Genomic DNA, 20,391 nt, shown 5'->3' on the forward strand with positions numbered 1-20,391 from the left:
CGCCCCTGCCCCGCCGCCCTCTTCCTCAGCGGTCCCGCAGATACACGTCGGTCGAGGCCGTGGTCATGTCGCGGCCGGCGCGCGCACGGCGCCGTCCCTCACGCAGTCCGGCGGTCGCGGTCGCTTCGATGCGCAGACCGTCGGCGCTGACCTCGCCGCGGCGGCGCTCCCTGCGGACCAGAACTGCCGCCAGCCATCCGACGGCTGACGCGGCGGCAGCGAAGAGCAGCACGAAAACAGTCATCTGTCCCCCTTCATCCCCGAGGGAACCAGTATGCGACGAGTACCGGCCCCGGTCTAGAACACGTCCGCCGCGGCACAGGCCACCTGCTGCTCCGGCAGTCCGGTCACGTGCGGGCTGCCGTCTCCGTCCACGCGCACACCGAACTCCCGCTCCCCCAGCCGCAGTCCGCCGACGTCCAACGGCCGGTACGCGGCGGCCAGTCGCGGACGTACCGTGAGTTCGCCGGCGGGAGCGTCCGCCCGGAGCCCCAGCACGGACTGGAGCACCGCCACCGCGGAAGCCGCCGCCCATGCCTGCGGACGGCACGAAGCGGGATAGGGCGCGGGCCGGTTGTCGATGCGGGAGCCGTGTCCGGCGAACAGCTCCGGCAGCCTCCCGTCGAAGGCGGCCGACGCACGCACCAGTCCGGCGGCCAGCGGCTCCGCGGCGGCGTACTGTCCCGCCCGGACCAGGCCCTGCACGGCGATCGCCGTGTCGTGCGGCCAGACGGACCCGATGTGGTAACCGAGCGGGCTGTAGCCCTCGCTGTCGTCGGCGAGCGTACGCAGGCCGAAGCCGGAGTCGAGGTGCGGGGCGGCCAGGCGGGCGGCCACGAGGCTGCTCTCCTCCTCGTCCAGGAGTCCGGTGCCCAGCAGATGGCCGATGTTCGAAGTCAGCGCGTCCAGCGGCTGCTTGTCATGCCCGAGCGCGACGGCAGGATAGGGCCCTTCGGCGTCCCCGACCCAGAAACTCTCCCGGAAGCGCAGCCTCAGCCGCTGCGCCCACTCCTCCCAGCGGTCCGCGCCGGGACGGGAGAAGGCGCGCAGCAACGCGGCACCGGCCAGCGCCGCTTCGTGTGCGTACGCCTGGACCTCGCACAGCGCGACGGGGGGTTGCGCGAGCCTGCCGTCCCGGTGCCGTACGGCGTCGCCGGAGTCCTTCCAGCCCTGGTTGGCCAGTCCGCGTCCGGTGCCGTCCACGTACTCCAGGAAACCGTCGCCGTCGGCGTCGCCGTACCGCTCCATCCACTCCAGCGCCGACTCGGCGTGCGGCAGGAGGCGTCGGACCTCCTCGGGGTCCATGCCCCAGCGCCATGCGTCGTGCAGCAGCGTCACCCAGAGCGGGGTGGCGTCCACGGTGCCGTAGTAGCAGGGCGGCAGGGTCAGGTGGTCGCTCAAGTGGAGCCCGCCGCGTCGCACTTCGTGGAGTATCTTGCCGGGCTGCTCCTCCGTGGACGGGTCGCTGACGCCGCCCTGGCGGCGGGCGAGGGTGCGCAGCGTGCCGCCCGCGAGATCGGTGCCCAGCGGCAGCAGCATGCGGGCCGCCCAGATCGAGTCCCGTCCGAAGAGGGTCAGGAACCACGGTGCTCCGGCCGCCAGGAAGGTGTCGTCGCTCTCCCGCGGATCGGCGAGCAGCAGTGATCCCAGGTCGGAGGTGGAGCGGGCGAACCAGTGGTCGAGACCGCGGTCGGCGCTGCGCAGCGCGGCGCCGGCCGCCAGGGCGGCACGCGCGCCGGATGACGCGGCGGGGAAGGCGTCGCCTTCGCGGTCCTCGGCGGTGCAGCGCAGGGTGATTTGCCGGCGCTCGCCGGCGGCCAGTTCGAGACCGAAGCGCATCTCGCCCGTGCCGCCGCGCTCGGGCGCGGTGCGGTCGGGCGCGGTGCGGTCGGGCGCGGTGCGGTCGGGCACGGTGCGGTCGGGCGCGGTGCGGTCGGGTGCGGGTGAGCACGACAGCCGTACGGTCAGCGACGCATCGGACCAGGTGAACCCGTCGGGCTGGTGCGCGGGAGGCAGGCAGGCGCCCGGACGGCCGGTCTTGACGGCCTCCATGGGGGCCAGATCGCTCGCGGCGTGCAGGACCAGCTCCACGCGGGCGGTGCTGCGCCCGGCATTGGCGACGGTGAGTGTCTCGGTCAACTCCCCCGGCTGCACGCCGCGTTCGCGCTCCAGGGTGACGGCGGGGTCGGGACTGTGCTCGGCGAGCCCGCGCAGCACCGTACGGAACGAGGCACGCTCGGCGCTGTCGGGGCCCCCGCTGATGGGGGCGTTGGGCACCCCGGCGGCAGTCACGGTCAGCAGTGAGAGTCCTCTGCGGTCGCCGTGGTAGAAGCCGTCGGGTCCGCCCGTCAGCTGACCGTCCGGGCGGGAGACCACCATGCTGGGAGCACTGAGCGTGAGGCAGGCGTCGTGCAGGAAGGGCTGGAACCCTTCCTGCACGACGCCTGCGTTCGTGGCGCCGGTGCCGTCATGAGCCTTGACAGTCGTGTCCACGTGGGCGCAGCCTCTCAGTCATTGGATCGATCCAACGACCCTAACAAGGCGGTCAAGAGCCCAATTTGCCCATCTTGCCCGGGGATCGCTCCACCCCGCCCGTCTCCGTCCCACGCACCCCCGTCCCGCAGGTCCGTACGCCGCACGCCGCACGTCCAGCACACCCGTCCTGAGTCCCGCCCGGCCGGTGACCGGCACCGAAATGAGAACCCATGCCCGCACGTTCCGCCTCGCCCCAGCCCCCGCAGCCACCGGAGTCCGGCGCCCCGGGCCCGGTGACCATGGCAATGGTCGCCCGGCGTGCGGGAGTCTCCACCCAGACCGTCTCCAACGCGCTCAACACCCCTGATCTGCTGCGCCCGGAGACTCTGCAGCGGGTCCGGCAGGCGGTGGACGAGATGGGCTACCGCCCCCACCGCGCGGCCCGCTCGCTGCGCACGCGCGCCAGCAGGCTCATCGGGTACGGCGTCGAGCCGAGCGGCCCCGGCACGATCACCGTCGTCCTCGACCGTTTCCTGCACGCGCTGTCGGAGACCGCGGACGCTGCGGGTTACCGCCTGCTGCTGTTCGCCGCCGGCTCCGGTGAGCGGCGGCTCGGCGCGTACGAGGAACTGCTGAGCGAGCACGGCGTCGACGCTTTCGTCCTGACCAACACCGAGCGCGGCGACCCCCGTCAGGCGTGGCTGGACGAACGCGGCATCCCCTTCGTCGCGTTCGGCCGGATGTGGTCCCGGCAGGAGATCGGCGACTGGGTCGACGTGGACGGCGCCGCGGGTACGGAGGCCGCCGTGGAGAAGCTCGCGGCAGAGGGACACCGGAGCATCGGTTTCCTCGGCTGGCCCGCCGGCTCCGGGTCCGGCGACGACCGCGCCGAGGGCTGGCGGCGCGCCCTGCACAGGCTCGGACTTGAAGCACCGGGCCACCGCGCGTACAGCCTCGACGACGTGGGCGCCGCGGCACAGGCGGCACGGCCCCTGCTGGAGACGGGCGTCACGGCGGTGGCCGCCGCCAGCGACACGCTCGCGCTGGGCTGTTACCGGGCGATCGGCGAGCGCGGCGGCACACCTGGGCGTGAGGTGTCCGTCGTGGGTTTCGACGACTCCTCTCTCGCCCCGCTGCTGACTCCCGGCCTCGCAAGCGTCGCGCAGCCGATCGACGCCGTGGGCCGGGAGGCCATGCGGCTGCTGCTGGCCCGTATGTCCGACGCGGCGAAGCCGCCCGAGCGGGTGCTGCTGCCGCCCTCACTCGTCGTACGGGCGAGCATCGGCGCCGCTTCCGGCTGAGCCGCCGGGCCCGTGCGCAGCGCCTGTTCCACCGCTTCCCCTCCTCGTCCCACTCATCACTCACTCCCCATCACTCACTCCTCATCGCCGCTCCCTCATCAACTGCCCCAGGAGGCCCGCATGTTCCGCCGATCCACCGTGGCCGTCACCGCATGCGCGGTGCTGGCCGCCACCGCGACGGCCTGTTCTTCGGGATTCGACAAGAACGACAGCGGACCCGAACAGGACACCGGCAAGAAGCAGTCGCTGCGCGTACTGATCGCCACCTCGGGCGACGCCGAGACCAAAGCCGTGAAGAAGGCCACGACCGCGTGGGAGAGGAAGTCCGGGCACGAGGTCACCGTGCAGCTCGCCAAGGACATCGAGCAGCAGCTCGCGCAGTCCTTCGCGGGCAACCGGCCGCCCGACGCCTTCTACGTCAACTCCGACCAGTTCGCCAACTACGCCAAGGGCGGCTCGCTCCACGCCTACGGCGACGAGGTCCCGGACGCGGACGACTTCGCCCCCGAGCTGCGCGAGGCCTTCACCTATGACGGCAAGCTGGTCTGCCTCCCCAAGGACTCCTCGACGCTGGGCCTGGCGATAAACACGGACAAGTGGAAGAAGGCCGGGCTGACGGACGAGGACCACCCCACCACCTGGGAAGAGCTGGAGAAGACGGCCCGGAAGCTCACCTCCGGCAGGACGACCGGGCTGGTCATCACCCCCGAACACCAGCGGCTCGGGGCCTTCATGAAGCAGGCGGGCGGCTGGATGACCGACCGCACCGAGTCGAGGATGACCGCGGACACCGAGGAGAACGCCGAGGGACTGCGGTTCGCGAAGAAGATGCTGCGCTCCGGATCGATGAAGTACGCCAAGCAGGTCGACACCGGCTGGGCCGGTGAAGCGCTCGGCAAGGGCAGGGCGGCCATGGTCGTCGAGGGCAACTGGCTGGCCGGCGCGATGAAGCAGGACTTCCCCGACGTCGACTACGAGGTCGTGCCGCTGCCCGCGGGCCCCGCGGGGAAGGCCACGCTCGTCTTCAGCAACTGCTGGGGAGTGGCCCGGGACAGCGCCCACCGGGAGGCCGCCGTCGATCTCGTGCGCCATCTGACGTCGGCGAAGGAGCAGTTGGCCTCCTCCGACGCGATCGGCGTCATGCCCTCGCGCGAGAGCGCGATGAAGACCTTCGCGGAGCAGCACCCGGAGGCCAAGGGATGGGCCGAGGGCGCCGAGTACGCCCAGAGCCCGGTGACCGTCCCCGGCTTCACCAAGGTCCTCGACCAGTTCAACGCCGACCTGCAGTCGCTGCGTACGGGCGATCCCGCCGAGATCCTCTCCACGCTGCAGCGCAACGGCGAGCAGGCCATGAAGAAGGGCGACTGACCCGCATGTCCACCTCTGTGACCGAGCGTCCGGCGCCGCCGCCCCTTCCGCGGCGGCCCGGACGCCGGGGGCGCTCGCCGTCCCGGACGGCCCTCACGGCCCGGGGCCGTGAGGGGGCGTGGGGCTGGCTGTTCGTCAGTCCCGTCGTCGTGGGCCTGGGGCTCTTCGTCGCGCTGCCGATACTGATGGCCGCGTGGGTCAGCCTTCTCGACTGGGACGGACAGTCCAATCCGTTCACTCCCGGCGCCGACTTCGTCGGTCTTGAGAACTACCGCGGCCTCCTCGCCGAGGACTCTCTCGCCCGTTCACTGCTGGCCACGTCCCTGCGCAACAACCTCTACTACGTGCTTCTGACGGTGCCGCTGCAGACGGGGCTCGCGCTGACCCTGGCCATCGTCGTCAATCAGCGCATGCTGCGTGGCCGCAGCCTGCTGCGCACCACGTTCTACTTTCCCTCCGTCACCAGCTCCATCGCGGTGTGCACCGTCTTCCTCTTCCTCTTCCAGGGCAGCGGCGCCGTCAACCAGCTGCTGGGCTGGATCGGCGTGAAGGGACCGAACTGGTTCGACGATCCGCGCGGTGTCCTGTGGGTGCTGTGCGGCGCCCTGGGCATCATCGACGCGGAACGGCCCGGCGGGGTGCTGGCCGAGCACGAACTGATGGGACTGCCCTGGTCCGAGTGGCTCGCCGGGCCCTCCGTGGCCATGTGCACCCTCATCATGCTGGCCGTGTGGACCACTTCGGGCAGCTTCATGCTCATCTTCCTCGCGGCCCTGCAGAACATCCCCCGCGAACTGGAGGAGGCCGCCGCCCTGGACGGGGCGTCGCGACGTCACGTTCTGCGCCATGTGCTGCTTCCGGCACTGCGCCCCGTGATGTTCCTGGTGACGACGCTCGGGCTGATCGCCACCTGGCAGGTCTTCGACCAGGTGTACGTGCTGGGACAGGGCGAACCGGCCAACACCACGCTCACCCCCGCGTTCCTGTCCTACTCCTACGGGTTCGACAACGCGGAGTTCGGCCAGGGCGCCGCGATCTCCTTCATCCTGCTCGGAATCGTGCTGCTGATGACCGCGGTCCAGCGCTGGCTGCTGCGTGAGCGCGGTGCGCGCACGCCGCTCACGAAGATGCGGAAGGGAGCACGCGGTGCGCAGGAATGACCCGGGGACGACCACCGAGGAACGGCCGGTACTGGCCCGCTTCCCGCGGCCCGCTCGGCTCGCCGGGTACGCGCTGCTGCTCGGCTGCGCCCTGCTGTACGCGCTGCCCTTCCTGATCCAGGTGTCGACGAGTTTCAAGACCGACCCGGAGGCGGCCTCCAACCCGCTGTCGCTGCTGCCGCAGGTCCCGACCACCGCGGTGTTCGAGAAGCTCAGCGGGACCGGCGGAGCCGGGGACGGTGTGCCGTTCCTGCGGTGGCTCGGCAACAGCACGCTGGTCACGGTCCTGGTGACCCTGGGCCGGGTGCTCTTCGACTCCGCGGCCGGCTACGCGCTGGCCCGGCTGCGCTTCCGCGGACGTGCCGTGCTCGTCTCGCTGGTGATCGCCGTGATGGCGGTCCCGCCGGTCGTGCTGCTCATCCCGAAGTTCCTGGTGCTCAACACCCTGGGAATCTTCGACACCTACACGGGGATGATCGTCCCGCTGCTCTTCGACGCGGCCGGGATCTTCATCATGAAGCAGTTCTTCGAGTCCGTACCGCGCGAGGTGGAGGAAGCGGCACGGATCGACGGAGCGGGCGTGGGGCGCATCTTCTGGTACGTGGTACTGCCGATGTCGCGGCCCGCTCTGATAACGGTGACGCTGCTGTCCTTCCAGGGCTCCTGGAACGAGTTCACCCACTTCCTGGTGGCGACCCAGTCCAGCGACTACGAGACCCTCACCACGGGTCTCGCCCGGTTTGTCGCCGGCGGGCTGGGCTCCGGCACGCAGTACCCGCTCAAGCTCGGGGCGGCGCTGCTCTCCACGATCCCGGTGGCCGTGCTGTTCTTCTGCTTCCAGAAGTACTTCGTCCGCGGCGCGAACGCGGGCGCCGTGAAGGAGTGAGCGGCACCGTGGCGGAGCGCTCCCGCCCGAGGGGACGGGAGCGCTCCGGCAGGGGGCGACGGGCCGTCGAGCGGCCGGTGTCGCCTCAGTCGGTCAGGTTGTTGGGACGGTAGGGCTTGTACTCGCTTCCGGCGTCCAGGCCGTAGTCGAGAACCCGGTGGTCCGTGCCGTGGCCCCCGCGCTGCTCGAACGCGGAGTAGGCGGTGCGCGAGTCGTCGGTCCAGCCCTCGAAGATCACCACGTGGCGCGTGGTGTTGGAACCGTCCGCGTCGATGAGCAGGTCGCCGGGCTTGAGGTCGCCCAGCTCGATCGGGGTGGTCAGGTCCCGGTTGCCCGCCAGTTCGACGGTGTTGGGACCGGACTTCCACAGACCCAGCGTCATCGAGACGTAGCCGGAGCAGTCCTGGCGGTACCCGTCCGACCACACCTCCGTCTGGCTGTAGGGAACCTGCGCGCCGTCGTTGGCGGTGAGCCAGGTGGCGGCGCGCTCCAGCATCTGCGCCCGCGTGATCGCATCGGCCTTGACGCCCTGCTCGCTCTTGGCCGCAGCGGCCGCTGCCGGCTTCTGCGGCGGAGCCGCCGTCGCGTTGCCGGGGATGACCGCGAAGCCCAGTACGGCGGCGCTTCCGGCCGCCACACCGGCGAGCGAGAGACGCGCACGCCGGCTGAGAGACGTAAGAGACATGTTCTGTCCTTGGAGTGGGGGGAAGATCTGCCCTGCCTCCGGGACGACGCCCGAAGGCAGGCACATCCTGGTGTCGCGCTCACCGGAATCGCTCCCCCCGTGGACGGACCTTCACCTGATGGACACAAGCGGACTGGGACATCCGGACAGAAGTGCCTTCTTGTGCAGACAGCGCGACACCGCGGATTTCGCAGGTGCGCCCACTGAAGACGACCGGCCCGCAGGCCGGCGGCGACCCCCGCCGGAACGTCCGCGGGGAGGCTCCGCCGCCGAGTTCTCTCAGGAGGAGAAGGACTCCACGGAGACCTGCCAGAGACGCGCGGCGGCCTCCGGGTCGAGCGCGTGAGCCGCTACGCCCCGGCCCGATCCGCCTGTGTTCACCGCGGCCTCGTTGCAGTCCTCGAAGTACCGGCCGCCCACTCCCTCCAGCAGGGAGGAGGCCGCGACGAGCACTGACGTGGCCGCACCCTGCTCAGGCGTCTTCCACGCCGGGACGTCCGGACCGGCCGCCGCCCGCATGCGCTCGATCTCCTCCTCACCCGCATGACGCTGCAGCCGCGTGGAGACCGCCCCGGGCATCACGGAGTTGACCGCGATCCCGTCGCTCTCCCATCGCTCCCACGCCTCGACCGCGAAGAGCACGTTGGCGGTCTTGGACTGCCCGTACGCCTCCCACGGGTCGTACGGGCGCAGCCGGAAATGGATGTCCTCGAAGACGACCGGGGACTGCAGATGCGAACTGGAGCTGACCGAGACCACCCGTGCCCCGCCCGCTTCGGCGAGCACCCGGTGCAGCCCGACGGAGAGCGCGAAGTGCCCCAGATGGTTGGTGGCGAACTGCAGCTCCCACCCTTCCGGGGTGCGCAGTTCGGGAGTCGCCATGACTCCGGCGTTGTTGACCAGGATGTGCAGCGGGCCCTCCCAGGCGCCGGTGAACGCCGCCACGGACCTGCGGTCGGCGAGGTCCAGCGGGGCGACGGCGACCGGGCGGTTGCCCGTGGACCCGCCGATCTCCTCCGCCGCCCTCTTCCCCGCCGAGGTGTCGCGTACAGCGAGCGTCACCTGCGCCCCCGCCTGCGCCAGCGCACGGGCCGTCTCGGTGCCGATGCCGGAGGCCCCGCCGGTCACGACGGCCCGCCGCCCGGTCAGGTCGATTCCGGAGATGACCTCTCCGGCGGTGGACCCGTCCGTGAAGGGCGTGCTGATGGGGGCGGTGTCGGCCATGGTCTGTCCCGTCTCGCGCGGCGGAGGAGACCCTCCGGTACGAGGCGAAACGGAGGAGCCTCCACTACGTCCACTCCACCGGAGCGCCCCCCGCTCATCAAGCTGCCCCGCCGGTGAGGAGAAGCCCTGCCGACCCCTGCCCCGGCCCCGGGCGGGCAGACGCGAGGCGCAACCGCACACGGCTGCCGCCCGCGGCGGTACGGGCGTTCGCGCTGAACGGCACGCACGTGCCGCTGGCCGCTCTCGGGCCAGGGCGTCCGACGCGCGGCTCTGGAGGCGGTCGCGAAGGACGCGGGCGTGGGCATCGGCACCCTCTGCCGCCGCTTCCCCACCCGGGGGCACCCTCGTCGAAGCGGCACACCGCGACGAGCTGACCCGGCTGGGCGGACGGACAGCAGGCCTGCTGCGGGAGGTACCGCCGCACGAGGCGGCACGGAAACCTGGATGGAGCAATTCACCGAGTGCGCGACCGCCGGACCCGGCACGGCCGAGGCCCTCCGCGCGCTCCTCGCCGCCGGAGCGCGCGTACGTCCCCAGCCTGGGCCGGCTCGACGCCGCGGTCACGGCACTGCTGCGCACCGGGACCGCCGGCAGCGCCGCGGACGGAGCGGCGGCGGGATCAGACACAAGTTGACAGAGGGTGCCCCGGTGGGAGCCTGGAAGGGCACCGCCGCCCCGGACGGGAGGCACCATGACCCAGGCAGCGAGCACGCCACGAGGCACAGCACAAGGCAGGTCGCAAAGCAGGGCACAGAGGGGGGCCACCCACTCGGTGCACATGACCGCACCGCTGGCCCTCTACCTCAACGACCACCTGCTGGGAGCGACCAGCGGCACCGAACTGGCGCGCCGCGTGGCCAAGCAGCACGCGCGGTCACCCGCAGGACAGACACTCGTCCGCCTCGCTGACGACGTCGCACAGGACCGTTCCGCGCTGCTGCGGATCATGAGGGACCTCGGCGTGCCCGCCCGGCGGTACAGGATCGCCGCCGGATGGGTGCTGGAGAAGGCGGGCCGGGCCAAGACGAACGGTTTCGTCCTGCGCCGCGCCCCGCTCAGCAGCATCGTCGAACTGGAGGCGCTGCGTGTGGGGGTGGAGGGCAAGCGGCTGATGTGGCAGGCGCTGATCGCCCTGAACGGGACGCGCAGCCGTGCCCTGGACGCGGAGCAGCTGACGGAGCTCCACCAGCGGGCGCTGACCCAGGGGGAGGTCCTGGAGGGCCTCCAACTCCAGGCGGTCACGGGCATTCTGGACCCGGACTGACTGTGGGCGAGTTCGCCGAGGCGGGGCTGGTGACGCGGGGACAGTACGGCGTCGAGGGCGCTGTCCGGCTGATGCGTGACGCTCCGTCCTGGCTGGACGGCGAGGACCGGCAGCGGCAGGTCATGGGCGCGCTGCGCCGCACCGAGTCCGTACCGTCGCTGCTCGGCGTCAGCGCGCACGTACTCACGGCCGGCTCGGTGTGACGGTCCGCGTTCAGCGCCCCTCTTCGTCCGGGGGCGGCGGCGGTGCCGGGGCACCGGGCGGTGGTGCGATCCGCTTCTGCGCCGGAATCCGCGCGTCTTCTGAGGCCGGAGAGCCCCCGGCCCCGCCCGGCGCCGTTCCGTCCGACGGCGCGTCCCCGTCCGGGGGCAGCAGGGCGTCCCGGCGCGCGCCCGGGTCCCAGCCGGGCTCGACGACGCGCTTCTGTACGACCACGGCGCCCGCCAGCACGATCCCGGCTATCAGCAGCATCAGCACGACGCCGCCCACTTCGCCCGCCTTGGCCGCGTTGCCGATGAGGGTGCCGAACCATCCGAAGTCGGCGTCGCCGAAGGTGGTGTTCTCCTCGCCGAAGGTTCCGAGCACCTTGAGCAGCAGCGCGGGCAGGAAGGTGATCAGCACGCCGTTGAGGAAGGCGCCGACGACCGCGCCGCGCCTGCCGCCCGTCGCGTTGCCGTAGACGCCCGCCGCACCGCCGGTGAAGAAGTGCGGTACGAGGCCCGGCAGCACGAGCGCGAGGCCGAAGGCGGGCCCGAGGACGTAGGTGAGGAGGCCGAGACTCACCAGCCCGCCGGTGAAGCTGGAGAGGAAGCCGATGAGCACCGCGTTCTGCGCGTAGGGGAAGACCATCGGCGCGTCCAGCGAAGGCACCGCGCCCGGCACCACCTTCGCCGCGATGCCCTGGAAGGCGGGGACGAGTTCACCCAGGATCGTGCGGACGCCGAAGAGGATGACGGCCACGGAGATCCCGAACTGCAGCCCCTGCATGACGGCGTTCATCAGATAGTCGCCGACGTCTGCGGCGGCCTCACCGCCGCCTGCCGCGAACGCCTCGAACGCGGCCTTCTCCCCCGCCTTCACCAGGTGTACGACGGCCATGACCAGGTAAATCACGAGCATGGACAGCGCGGTCGCCACCATCGAGTCACGCAGGAAGCGCAGCCCTTCCGGCAGGCGGATCTCCTCCGTGCTGCGGCTGCGCCGGCCGAAGAGCTGTCCGGCGGCGCCCGCCGCGACATAGCCGGCGGTGCCGAAGTGGCCCATGGCGATGCTGTTGTTGCCCGTGACGCGTTTCGTCCACGGGTGGGCGAAGGCGGGCATGGACACGAGCATCACGGCCATCAGCACGCCGCCGACGCTCACCACCGCCACCGACGGCAGCCCCGCGGTGGCCAGCACCATCGTCGTCAGCGTCGCCATGAACAGCATGTGATGTCCGGTCAGGAAGACGTACCGGAGCGGTGTGAAGCGGGCGAGCAGCAGGCTGAGCGCGAAGCCCACGATCATCAGCCACGCGACACGGGCACCGAACTGCTCCTGCGCGATGCCGACGATCGCCTCGTTGGTCGGGATGACCCCGTGCGCCCCGGTCGCCCCCTTGATCATCTCGCCCAGCGGGGCCAGCGCGTCGACGACGAGCCCCGCGCCGGCGCTGATCAGCAGGAATCCGAGCGTCGCCTTGATGGCTCCGCCTGCGATCTGCCCGGCCGGCTTCTTCAGCGCGGCCAGGCCCACGCCTGTCATGATGCCGATCAGGAACGCCGGCTGGCTGAGGATCTCGTTGACGAGAAACTCCGCGATGGTGATGAGCGGGCCCACTCAGCCGCCCCCTTCCCCGTCCTCAGACGTCGTAGGTGTCCCGCAGCGCACCGTCGACCTCGGCGGTGCTGGTGAAGTCCTCTATGACGCGCACCGGCACGCCCACCTCCCCGAGCGTCGCGGCGATCTCGCGTGAGGTGAGTACGGCGACGGCTTCGGACGCCCTGCCCTTCGCGGAGACGGTGTCCGTGGCCTCCACGGTGACGTGGGCACTCCAGCCCCAGCGGTCGAGGACCTGTTCCAGGGTGTTCTTCAGGAACAGGCTCGTGCCGAGGCCGTTGCCGCAGACGGTGAGGATCTTGTGCACGGACTGCCCGCTGCTTCCGGCCCGCCGCCGTGCCTGCCCGGCACTGTCACCCCGGCTGCCGGTTCCGCCACGGCTGCCCGGATCGGCCCGCCCGCCGGCCTGGTCCTGCCCGCCGCTCGCTCCGCCATCGCTCTCACCGGCGAGCAGTGCGTGCAGCGCGCGGGCGGTGGGAGCCTCGCGAAGGGCGCGTACGGTGCCGGGGTCGGCCAGCAGCCGTGCCAGTTCGGCGAGAGCGGACTGGTGGGCGCCTGAGTCCTTCGCGGCGAGACCGGCCACGAGATCCACCGGGTCGTTCGTCTCGTGCCCGAACTCGACGGGCCGCTCCAGTCGCACCCAGGACATACCGGTGCGCAGCACGGCGGAGGATGGCCGCGCGTGGGCGAGCGCGATGCCGGGGGCGATGACGATGTACGGACCGTTCTCCTCGACGTTCTCGGTCATCTCCGTGGTGTACCGGCCGGTGCAGGCGCCCGTCCGCACCATCAGCTCGCCGGCGGCCCGTACCGCCTCCCGCCAGTCGGCCGCCGGGGCGTCCAGCCGCACGGCGCCGACGGGGAGGAGTTCACTCACTGTCGCCATGGGGCGGATCGTCGCACGTGTGGCCGACAACGCGTACGCCGGGCCCGGACATGCGGAACCACAGCTTCGGCCACCGCCCGTGTGCCCGTGCCTCTGCCGTCAGGACGCGCGCCAGCCGGACCACCGCTCCACCGTGACCTCCACGACCGGCCCCGACGGCGGACGGCTGTCGTACTGCGCGCGGTACTTCTCCACGAGCAGACCGGCGTACCGCGCGGCGAGCGCCGAGCCGGCGGGAGCGTCCAGGACGCGTCCCGTGCCGTCGGCCCGCGCCCACCACAACTGGTCCCAGTCCTCGTCCCATGCGTCGGCGAGCAGGCAGACGGCGGGCTCGGCGCGGATGTTCTCCAGCCTCCTCAGCCGGCCCGTCCGCTTCGGCTTGTGGTCGACGGCGAAGACGAGGGTGTCACCGCTCAGGGCGAAGACGACGGGGACGAGGTGCGGGCGCCCCGAGGCGCCGGCGGTCCCCAGAGTGGCCACCCGCGCCCGTGCGAAGTGCTCCCGCGCCTCTTCCCGCGTCATCCCCGGCATCGCGGCAGCCGCTCAGCGCAGCCGGCCGGCGGTCGCGGCGAGCCGGTCGAGCGTCCGGAGCGACTCGTCCTCCGGGAGGGTCGGCAGATGGAGCAGCAGCCGTTCCACATCGAGTTGTGCGTACCGTTCGATCTGCTCCGGGTCGTCGCCGACGGCGTAGACCGTCACCGGTACGTCGCGTCCCGCGATGCCCCGCATCTGCTCGATCTGCTCCGCCAGCTTCTCCGGTGAGACCCTGTTGGCCAGCCAGGCGCCGCCGAACTCGGCCACCCGCGCGAAGGCCCCCTCCCCTCCGCCGACATAGATGGGCGGGTGCGGGCTCTGCACGGGCTTCGGCCACGACCAGACGGGGTCGAAGTCGACGAACTCCCCGTGGAACTCCGCCTGTTCCTTCGTCCACAGCTCCTGCATCGCCCGCAGCCGCTCGTTGACCATGCGGCCGCGGGTGGCGGGGTCGGCGCCGTGGTTCTCCATCTCCTCCCGGTTCCAGCCCACGCCGACTCCGAAGAGGGCGCGACCGCCGGAGATCAGGTCCAGGGAGGCGACCTCCTTGGCCGTGACGATGGGGTCCCGCTGCGCGACCAGCGCGATTCCCGTGCCCAGCAGCAGCCGTTCGGTGACGGCGGCCACGGCGCTCAGCGCGACGAAGGGGTCGAGGGTGCGGTAGTACATCTCGGGGAGGTCACCGCCTCCCGGGTAGGGCGAGCGGCGCTCCACGGGGATATGGGTGTGTTCGGCGATCATGAGGGAGTCGAACCCCCGTTCCTCGACTGCGCGTCCGAGGGCGGCGGGCCGGATGCCCTGGTCGGTGATGAAGGTCGATACACCGAATTTCACAGATGCTCCTTACCGGCTGTGTGCGAGCGGGCGTACGGCCGTACGGCAAGTCCTCCCGCAAAGGCGGGAGTACCCGTGACCGCGGCCTTCACTACAGCGTGTACCGGGTGCCTTTTCTTCCCCCGCCGGAGTGCACGCGAGCGGCGCGGCCCGTGCCGGTCGCGGGACCATCCGCTGGAACACCGGGAGTTCAAGGGCGTCATCCCTTCGGGTGAGTACGGGGCGGGCACCGTCATCGTCCGGGACAACGGCACCTATCGTCCCCTCTCCGACGGCTTACTTCTCCCGGGCGCTGCTGGACGGTGACGGCCGGGAGGCGTGGCTGCCGGTGAAGGAGAACGGTGCGCGTGCGGTGCGCGTGCGGTGCGAGGAGGCCGTGGGCCGGGCCGGTCTCCGCGGCGGTTTCCCGCCGGCCGGTCTCACGTTCCGCGTCCCCGCGGCGTCTTCCTGGTGCGGACCGCTTCGACGGGCCGCACCGGAGGGAAGGAGCAGGGCCATGACGGCACCCAGGCACACGGTCGTCGATTCGCCGCTGGGCGCGCTGACGCTGGTCGCGGAGGGCGACGCGCTGAGCGGACTGTACTTCGAGGGGCACCGGCGCGGGCCGTCCCCGGAGGCGCTGGGCCCCCGCGTGGACGAGGGATTCGCTGACGCGCGGCGGCAGTTGGAGGAGTACTTCGCGGGAGGGCGCAGAGACTTCGACCTTCCGCTCGCCGCACGGGGCGAGGAGTTCGCCCAGCGCGTGTGGAAACTGCTGGAGGCGATCCCCTACGGCGAGACCCGCTCGTACGGAGCGCTGGCCCGCCGGCTGGGGGACCCCGGGCTGGCACAGGCGGTGGGCGCGGCCAACGGCCGCAACCCGCTGTGCGTCATCGTCCCCTGCCACCGCGTCGTGGCGGCGGACGGCTCCCTGACCGGCTACGCGGGCGGGCTGGAGCGCAAACGGTTCCTGCTGGACCTGGAGGAGTCGGCGGCGGGAACGGGCCGTCTCTTCTGAGGAGGGGCGGTGCTGTGACGGCTCACGTTCGCGGGCCGTGATTCGTCTACAGGATGTGACCTTGAGACCTTTCGAGCAGATCGTGGCCGAGTACGGGCCGCTGGTGCTGCGCGTGTGCCGCGCCGTCGTGGGTCCGGCGGACGCGGAGGACGCCTGGTCGGAGACGTTCCTGGCGGCGCTCAAGGCGTATCCGCGCCTGCCGGAGGACGCCCGCGTGGAGGCGTGGCTGGTGACGATCGCCCACCGCAAGGCCATCGACGCGGCCCGCGCCAACGCCCGCCGTCCCATCGCGGTGGGAGAGGTTCCGGAGCCCTCGGCCGCCCCGGGCGGTGCGGCGGCGACGGACGCTGAGCCCGCCTCCGGAGAGCTGTGGGCCGGGGATCTGTGGGCCGGGGATCTGTGGGACGCCCTGAAGTCTCTGCCGCAGCGCCAGCGCTCGGCAGTGGCCTACCACTATCTGGTCGGGCTGCCCTACAAGGAGATCGCCGCGATCACGGGCGGCACCACGGACGCGGCGCGCAGAGCCGCCGCCGACGGCATCAGGTCGCTGCGCGGCAGCTACCCCGGGGGTACCGACGAGAGGGGCGAGTGATGATGACAGCCGCATCCGAGGGGGGCTGCGGGCACCTGTTCGACGCACTTCCGGTCGAGGACCCCGCGGCGCAGAGCCGGCTGCACACGCGTCTGGTCGCGGACGCGGAGCGCGAGGGACTGCTCGATGTCGCCTACCGCACGCTGGAGACGCCCGTGGGTCCGCTGCTGCTGGCCGCCACTCAGGAAGGGCTCGTACGGGTCGCCTACGACACCGTCGACCACGGCGGCCACGAGGCCGTGCTGGACGACCTCGCCGCCCGCATCAGCCCGCGTGTCCTGGAGGCCCCGGAACGGCTGGCACCGGCGGCGCGGCAGATCGAGGAGTACTTCGAGGGCAGACGCACCGGGTTCGACCTCGTCCTGGACCTGCGGCTTTCGAAGGGCTTCCGGCGCGAGGTGATCACTCGTCTTTCCTCGATCGCCTACGGCGGCACCGCCAGCTACGCCCGGGTCGCCGCAGCGGCGGGCAGCCCCGGAGCGGTCCGTGCCGTCGGGAGTGCGTGTGCCACCAATCCGCTGCCAGTCGTCATCCCATGCCACCGCGTCGTCCGTTCGGACGGTTCGGCGGGCGGCTACGTCGGGGGCGCAGCGGCCAAGCGGGCACTGCTGAGGCTGGAAGCGGCGGCCTGACGGCACGCCGCCCGTCAGGCACTTCGCCGCCGTCGGCCGCCCGCCCCTCCCCGTGCCCGCAACGGTGATCGCGGGCACTCTTGCAGCATCGGGAGCACCCGGCGGCGGCAGAACGCGCCGGGCCCGTGACAGGCGTCCGCGGACAGAGGAGCAGCCCAGCATGGACCACACGAACCGCAGCCCCGCAGGGAAGGTCGCCGTCGTCACCGGATCGGAGTCCGGGATGGGCAGAGCGACGGCTGCCGCGCTGGCCGCGCAGGGGTACGACATCGGCGTCACCTGGTTCGCGGACGAGGCGGAGGCGCGGCGCACGGCGGAGGAGGTGCACGGGCACGGGCGGCGGAGCGAGACCCGCTTCCTGGACCTGTCCGTGCTGCCCGGCGCGGAGGAGGTGGTCGAGGAGTTCGCGGACGTCTTCGGGCGGCTGGACGTCCTGGTCAACGCCGCGGGCACCAACCGCATGGCGCCGTTCACCGAGATGACCTTCGAGGACTTCCGGCACGTGGTCGCGGTGGACCTGGAGGGCCCGTTCCTGCTGAGCCAGCGCGCCGCCCGCCGGATGATCGGCCAGGGCGAGGGGGGACGCATCATCAACATCACCTCGGTCCACGAGCACACGCCGCTGCCGTCGGCGGCCGCGTACAACACGGCGAAGCACGGTCTGGGCGGACTGACCAAGTCGATGGCCCTGGAACTCGCCGCGCACGGCATCACCGTCAACGCCGTCGCCCCGGGCCTCATCGCCACGGCGATGTCGAACCTGGCGGGCGTGGACGTCCACACCGTCAGCCGGCCCGCCCTGCCCGTGGCCCGCCCCGGCGACCCACGGGAAGTCGCGTCCCTGATCGCGTGGCTCGCCTCGGACGCGGCGGCCTACACCACCGGCCAGTCCTTCGTGGTCGACGGCGGATTCACGATCGCCAACCCGCAGTTCACGACGGCCGGCCTCGGCGCGGGCGAAGAGGGCTGACCGCTCGCGCTCAGCCCCGACGCTCAGCCCCGCCCCTCCCGCTCGTCGACGATGCGGCGGATCTTCCCGACGGAGCGCTCCAGAGTGCCGGGGTCCACGATCTCGACGGCCACGCTGAGCCCGACACCCTCCTTGACGGCCCTGGTGACCGCCGAGGCCGCCGCCTCGCGCTCCCCGGCACCCGTTCCCGACCGCGCCTCCGCACGTACCGTCATGCGGTCCGTGCGGGCGCGCGTGCTCAGGTGCAGCTGGAAGTGGGGGGCGAGGCCGGACGTGCGCAGAAGTATCTCCTCGACCTGGCTGGGGAAGATGTTGACACCGCGCAGGATGATCATGTCGTCGCAGCGGCGGGTGACCTTCTCCATCCGGCGGAAGGCCGGACGGGCCGTGCCGGGCAGCAGCCGCGTCAGGTCGCGGGTGCGGTACCGCACGACGGGCATGGCCTCCTTGGTGAGCGAGGTGAAGAGCAACTCCCCCTCCTCGCCCTCCCCCCGGACCTCGTCCGTGACGGGGTCGACGATCTCGGGGAAGAAGTGGTCCTCCCAGATGTGCAGCCCGTCCTTCGTCTCCACGCACTCCTGGGCCACTCCGGGCCCGATCACCTCGGAGAGGCCGTAGATGTCGACGGCGTGGATGCCCAGGCGCTCCTCGATCTCCGCGCGCATCCCCTCCGTCCACGGCTCGGCTCCGAAGATGCCGGTCCTCAGGGATGTCGAGCGCGGGTCGACGCCCTGCCGTTCGAACTCGTCCAGCAGGGTGAGCATGTAGGACGGCGTGACCATGATGATCTCGGGCTCGAAGTCCTGGATGAGCTGGACCTGGCGGGCCGTCATGCCCCCGGAGACGGGGATGACCGTACAGCCGGCACGCTCAGCGCCGTAGTGCGCGCCGAGTCCGCCGGTGAACAGGCCGTATCCGTAGGCCACATGGACCTTGTGGCCGGGCCTGCCGCCCGCGGCGCGGATCGCGCGGGCGACCATGTCGGCCCACATCGACACATCGCCCTCGGTGTAACCCACCACGGTGGGACGGCCGGTGGTCCCGCTGGAGGCGTGGATGCGGCTCACCCGCGACATGGGGACGGCGAACATCCCGAACGGGTAGGTCTCGCGCAGGTCCGCCTTCGTGGTGAAGGGGAAGAGGGCGAGATCCTCCAGTGTGCGGCAGTCCTCCGGGCGCACTCCCGCCGCGTCGAACTTCCTGCGGTACAGCTCCACTTCGTCGTACGCCGTGCGCAGGGTCGCCTGCAGCCGCCGGAGTTGGTGTACGCGCAGCTCGTCCCGGTCCATCCGTTCGCCCGCGTCCCGCAGCCCGGACGGGAGCGGCTCGCCGGTCCCGCGCGGCGCGCCGGAGGGCACCGGGGTCGTCCCGCTCGCCGTCATGAGGACTCCTCCGTGCTGCCCACGGTGCGGCTTCGCCCGCGGAACTCCGCCACGACGTCAGCGCCTTGGCCGCCGCTGCCGTCGCCGTCACCACTGCCGTCGCGCACGACGCTCACGTCGTAGAGGCCGCTGCGGCCGTAGCGGGTCCGCTCCCGGGCCACCGCGGTGAGCACGTCCCCCTCTCTGACGGGCCGCACGAAGGAGATGTCGGCGCCGGAGGCGACCGTCACCGGGCCGTGGCTGTTGCAGGCGCAGGCGAACGCCGTGTCGGCGAAGAGGAAGAGATATCCGCCGTGTGCGATGCCGTGGCCGTTGACCATGGACGCCGTCACGGTCATCCGCAGTCTCGCGGTGCCGCCCCCGGCCTCCAGCAGGGTGATGCCCAGGTCCTGTGACGCCTGGTCCGCGGCGAACATCGTCTGCGCCGCACCGCCGCTCATGGCTTGCGTCATACCTTCCACGCCCTCGCACTTCCCGACCGACCATTCGGTTAGCCTTGTGGCGCGGTCCAGTAATCCAGCAACGGACCTGCCTGTCAAGGTCTCCGGATCACGCCCGGCCGGCCTCCCCCGTCCCGGCAGGGCGGCCGCGCCGTCACCGCCCGGTCACTGCCGTGCGGACGGACCGCCGGCCTCCGTCAGCAGACGGGCCAGCTCCTCCAGGTCCTCGGCAGCCCACACGGGCGGGGACATCACCTCCGGATAGTGGACACTCCCCCGCCGCAGCCAGGCCCCGGCGAGCCCCGCGCGCTGCGCACCGTCGACGTCCCAGGGATGCACGGCCGCCAGCAGGGCCTCCTCGGGCTCGACGCCCGCCCTGCGCACGGCGTACCGGTAGGCCTCCGGCACCGGCTTCCAGCAGCGCGGGCCGCCGACGCCGAGCACCGCGTCGAACTGGTCGCGGACACCGGCCCGTTCGAGCATTCCGGCAGTCAGCCGGGGATCTCCGTTCGTCATCGTCACCAGCCGGAACCCGGAGCGCCGGAGCGTACGCACCCCCGCGGGCACGTCCGGGTGCACGTCCAGCCCGGCAAGGCCCTCCAGGACATGCCGGGCCGCCGCCCGCGTGTCCCCGGACCAGCCCTCCACCTGTGGGAGCAGCGTACGCAGACCCTCGCGTGCGACGTCGGCGAAGTGCGCGTACGAACCGGCGGCGCTCAGCGCGAAGCCGTCCCGCAGCACGCCGGCGAACCACGTGGGCAGCAGATCGCCCGGGGCGCCGATGTCCTCGAAGCGGCGGCGCAGCGGCGTCATGTCGCTGAGCGTCTCGTTGACGTCGAGCACGACGACCTTGAGCGGGCACGCTTCGGGGGCGGCGGCCGCGTCCGCGGTCCGTGTCCGGTCTCGGGGCATGGGGCGCAAGATACCTGCGGGCGGGGCGCCT

General features: G+C 71.9%; 22 protein-coding genes. 11 read left to right on the forward strand and 11 right to left on the reverse strand.

The annotated features are described in order from the left end of the window. Positions 1-25 precede the first annotated feature (25 nt). Positions 26-244: a hypothetical protein gene (locus H343_RS28700; protein ID WP_037902250.1), complete on the reverse strand. Its 219-nt coding sequence runs from the start codon at positions 242-244 to the stop codon at positions 26-28. A gap of 53 nt (positions 245-297) precedes the next feature. Continuing rightward, positions 298-2,493: a glycogen debranching N-terminal domain-containing protein gene (locus tag H343_RS28705; protein WP_051264552.1), complete on the reverse strand. Its 2,196-nt coding sequence runs from the start codon at positions 2,491-2,493 to the stop codon at positions 298-300. Positions 2,494-2,705: 212 nt separating this feature from the next. On the opposite strand from H343_RS28705, the gene H343_RS0103400 reads away from it, so the two are divergent. The 4 genes from H343_RS0103400 to H343_RS0103415 all read left to right on the forward strand — a co-directional run bounded on the left by H343_RS0103400 (position 2,706) and on the right by H343_RS0103415 (position 7,190). Further along, positions 2,706-3,776, forward strand: a complete 1,071-nt coding sequence (locus tag H343_RS0103400; protein WP_028429977.1) for a LacI family DNA-binding transcriptional regulator — start codon at positions 2,706-2,708, stop codon at positions 3,774-3,776. Positions 3,777-3,896: 120 nt separating this feature from the next. Next, a complete protein-coding gene (locus tag H343_RS0103405) occupies positions 3,897-5,144 on the forward strand; it encodes an extracellular solute-binding protein (protein WP_028429978.1) in 1,248 nt (415 codons plus the stop codon). A gap of 5 nt (positions 5,145-5,149) precedes the next feature. Next, a complete protein-coding gene (locus H343_RS28710; RefSeq protein ID WP_051264553.1) occupies positions 5,150-6,304 on the forward strand; it encodes a carbohydrate ABC transporter permease in 1,155 nt (384 codons plus the stop codon). Continuing rightward, positions 6,291-7,190 carry a carbohydrate ABC transporter permease gene (locus tag H343_RS0103415; protein ID WP_199778866.1) on the forward strand — a complete coding sequence of 300 codons (900 nt, stop codon included), beginning with the start codon at positions 6,291-6,293 and terminating at the stop codon, positions 7,188-7,190. The genes H343_RS28710 and H343_RS0103415 overlap by 14 nt, the downstream gene beginning before the upstream one ends. An 85-nt stretch (positions 7,191-7,275) precedes the next feature. Here H343_RS0103415 and H343_RS0103420 read toward each other — a convergent pair whose 3' ends face one another. Together H343_RS0103420 and H343_RS0103425 are read right to left on the reverse strand one after the other, a co-directional pair. Continuing rightward, positions 7,276-7,875, reverse strand: a complete 600-nt coding sequence (locus H343_RS0103420; protein ID WP_028429980.1) for a hypothetical protein — start codon at positions 7,873-7,875, stop codon at positions 7,276-7,278. 279 nt (positions 7,876-8,154) lie between these two features. Next, complete coding sequence (locus H343_RS0103425; RefSeq protein WP_028429981.1) at positions 8,155-9,099, reverse strand: SDR family NAD(P)-dependent oxidoreductase; 945 nt, start codon at positions 9,097-9,099, stop codon at positions 8,155-8,157. Between the two features lie 778 nt (positions 9,100-9,877). On the opposite strand from H343_RS0103425, the gene H343_RS0103430 reads away from it, so the two are divergent. Together H343_RS0103430 and H343_RS0103435 are read left to right on the forward strand one after the other, a co-directional pair. After that, positions 9,878-10,363 carry a hypothetical protein gene (locus H343_RS0103430; protein ID WP_037902253.1) on the forward strand — a complete coding sequence of 162 codons (486 nt, stop codon included), beginning with the start codon at positions 9,878-9,880 and terminating at the stop codon, positions 10,361-10,363. Between the two features lie 2 nt (positions 10,364-10,365). Further along, the gene (locus H343_RS0103435) at positions 10,366-10,566 is read left to right on the forward strand and encodes a hypothetical protein (RefSeq protein ID WP_028429983.1); all 201 of its coding nucleotides are present in this window, start codon (positions 10,366-10,368) and stop codon (positions 10,564-10,566) included. A 10-nt stretch (positions 10,567-10,576) separates the two neighbouring features. Here the strand turns inward: H343_RS0103435 and ulaA are convergent, their stop codons facing one another. The 4 genes from ulaA to H343_RS0103455 all read right to left on the reverse strand — a co-directional run bounded on the left by ulaA (position 10,577) and on the right by H343_RS0103455 (position 14,435). Continuing rightward, on the reverse strand, positions 10,577-12,181 hold the full coding sequence (gene ulaA, locus H343_RS0103440; RefSeq protein ID WP_028429984.1) for a PTS ascorbate transporter subunit IIC: 1,605 nt from the start codon (positions 12,179-12,181) through the stop codon (positions 10,577-10,579). 22 nt (positions 12,182-12,203) lie between these two features. Beyond that, positions 12,204-13,067 (reverse strand): PTS sugar transporter subunit IIA, encoded by an 864-nt coding sequence (locus tag H343_RS0103445; RefSeq protein WP_028429985.1) that lies wholly within the window; start codon positions 13,065-13,067, stop codon positions 12,204-12,206. 99 nt (positions 13,068-13,166) lie between these two features. Beyond that, positions 13,167-13,598, reverse strand: coding sequence for a TIGR03668 family PPOX class F420-dependent oxidoreductase (locus tag H343_RS0103450; RefSeq protein ID WP_028429986.1), 432 nt, complete (start codon positions 13,596-13,598; stop codon positions 13,167-13,169). A 12-nt stretch (positions 13,599-13,610) separates the two neighbouring features. Beyond that, positions 13,611-14,435, reverse strand: coding sequence for an LLM class F420-dependent oxidoreductase (locus H343_RS0103455; RefSeq protein ID WP_028429987.1), 825 nt, complete (start codon positions 14,433-14,435; stop codon positions 13,611-13,613). Between H343_RS0103455 and H343_RS35770 the strand changes: the two genes are divergently transcribed. The 5 genes from H343_RS35770 to H343_RS28715 all read left to right on the forward strand — a co-directional run bounded on the left by H343_RS35770 (position 14,322) and on the right by H343_RS28715 (position 17,626). Continuing rightward, positions 14,322-14,741 (forward strand): DNA polymerase ligase N-terminal domain-containing protein, encoded by a 420-nt coding sequence (locus H343_RS35770; protein ID WP_078504980.1) that lies wholly within the window; start codon positions 14,322-14,324, stop codon positions 14,739-14,741. The genes H343_RS0103455 and H343_RS35770 overlap by 114 nt on opposite strands. 190 nt (positions 14,742-14,931) lie before the next feature. Then, on the forward strand, positions 14,932-15,432 hold the full coding sequence (locus H343_RS0103460) for a methylated-DNA--[protein]-cysteine S-methyltransferase (protein ID WP_028429988.1): 501 nt from the start codon (positions 14,932-14,934) through the stop codon (positions 15,430-15,432). A 61-nt stretch (positions 15,433-15,493) separates the two neighbouring features. Beyond that, entirely contained in the window at positions 15,494-16,024 is a 531-nt protein-coding gene (locus tag H343_RS0103465) for an RNA polymerase sigma factor (RefSeq protein WP_028429989.1), read from the forward strand. After that, positions 16,024-16,656, forward strand: a complete 633-nt coding sequence (locus tag H343_RS0103470; protein ID WP_486586768.1) for a methylated-DNA--[protein]-cysteine S-methyltransferase — start codon at positions 16,024-16,026, stop codon at positions 16,654-16,656. Before H343_RS0103465 ends, H343_RS0103470 begins: the two co-directional genes overlap by 1 nt. A 160-nt stretch (positions 16,657-16,816) precedes the next feature. After that, positions 16,817-17,626 (forward strand): SDR family oxidoreductase, encoded by an 810-nt coding sequence (locus H343_RS28715; protein ID WP_037902256.1) that lies wholly within the window; start codon positions 16,817-16,819, stop codon positions 17,624-17,626. A 23-nt stretch (positions 17,627-17,649) separates the two neighbouring features. Here H343_RS28715 and paaK read toward each other — a convergent pair whose 3' ends face one another. From paaK to H343_RS0103490, 3 genes are all read right to left on the reverse strand, one after another. Further along, positions 17,650-19,008, reverse strand: a complete 1,359-nt coding sequence (gene paaK, locus H343_RS0103480) for a phenylacetate--CoA ligase PaaK (RefSeq protein ID WP_028429991.1) — start codon at positions 19,006-19,008, stop codon at positions 17,650-17,652. Beyond that, on the reverse strand, positions 19,005-19,460 hold the full coding sequence (gene paaI, locus H343_RS0103485; RefSeq protein ID WP_028429992.1) for a hydroxyphenylacetyl-CoA thioesterase PaaI: 456 nt from the start codon (positions 19,458-19,460) through the stop codon (positions 19,005-19,007). The genes paaK and paaI overlap by 4 nt, the downstream gene beginning before the upstream one ends. A 153-nt stretch (positions 19,461-19,613) precedes the next feature. Next, entirely contained in the window at positions 19,614-20,360 is a 747-nt protein-coding gene (locus H343_RS0103490) for a haloacid dehalogenase type II (RefSeq protein ID WP_078504982.1), read from the reverse strand. Positions 20,361-20,391 lie beyond the last annotated feature (31 nt).

The sequence above is a fragment of the Streptomyces sp. TAA204 genome (assembly GCF_000424965.1).

Bases quoted from the DNA above. Each gene is read 5' to 3' on its own strand.
- H343_RS28700 (WP_037902250.1), bottom strand. From the start codon at position 244: ATGACTGTTTTCGTGCTGCTCTTCGCTGCCGCCGCGTCAGCCGTCGGA.
- H343_RS0103400 (WP_028429977.1), top strand. From the start codon at position 2,706: ATGCCCGCACGTTCCGCCTCGCCCCAGCCCCCGCAGCCACCGGAGTCC.
- H343_RS0103405 (WP_028429978.1), top strand. From the start codon at position 3,897: ATGTTCCGCCGATCCACCGTGGCCGTCACCGCATGCGCGGTGCTGGCC.
- H343_RS28710 (WP_051264553.1), top strand. From the start codon at position 5,150: ATGTCCACCTCTGTGACCGAGCGTCCGGCGCCGCCGCCCCTTCCGCGG.
- H343_RS0103420 (WP_028429980.1), bottom strand. From the start codon at position 7,875: ATGTCTCTTACGTCTCTCAGCCGGCGTGCGCGTCTCTCGCTCGCCGGT.
- H343_RS0103425 (WP_028429981.1), bottom strand. From the start codon at position 9,099: ATGGCCGACACCGCCCCCATCAGCACGCCCTTCACGGACGGGTCCACC.
- H343_RS0103430 (WP_037902253.1), top strand. From the start codon at position 9,878: ATGACCGCACCGCTGGCCCTCTACCTCAACGACCACCTGCTGGGAGCG.
- H343_RS0103445 (WP_028429985.1), bottom strand. From the start codon at position 13,067: ATGGCGACAGTGAGTGAACTCCTCCCCGTCGGCGCCGTGCGGCTGGAC.
- H343_RS0103450 (WP_028429986.1), bottom strand. From the start codon at position 13,598: ATGCCGGGGATGACGCGGGAAGAGGCGCGGGAGCACTTCGCACGGGCG.
- H343_RS35770 (WP_078504980.1), top strand. From the start codon at position 14,322: ATGGGTGTGTTCGGCGATCATGAGGGAGTCGAACCCCCGTTCCTCGAC.
- H343_RS0103460 (WP_028429988.1), top strand. From the start codon at position 14,932: ATGACGGCACCCAGGCACACGGTCGTCGATTCGCCGCTGGGCGCGCTG.
- H343_RS0103470 (WP_486586768.1), top strand. From the start codon at position 16,024: ATGATGACAGCCGCATCCGAGGGGGGCTGCGGGCACCTGTTCGACGCA.
- H343_RS28715 (WP_037902256.1), top strand. From the start codon at position 16,817: ATGGACCACACGAACCGCAGCCCCGCAGGGAAGGTCGCCGTCGTCACC.
- paaK (WP_028429991.1), bottom strand. From the start codon at position 19,008: ATGACGGCGAGCGGGACGACCCCGGTGCCCTCCGGCGCGCCGCGCGGG.
- paaI (WP_028429992.1), bottom strand. From the start codon at position 19,460: ATGACGCAAGCCATGAGCGGCGGTGCGGCGCAGACGATGTTCGCCGCG.
- H343_RS0103490 (WP_078504982.1), bottom strand. From the start codon at position 20,360: ATGCCCCGAGACCGGACACGGACCGCGGACGCGGCCGCCGCCCCCGAA.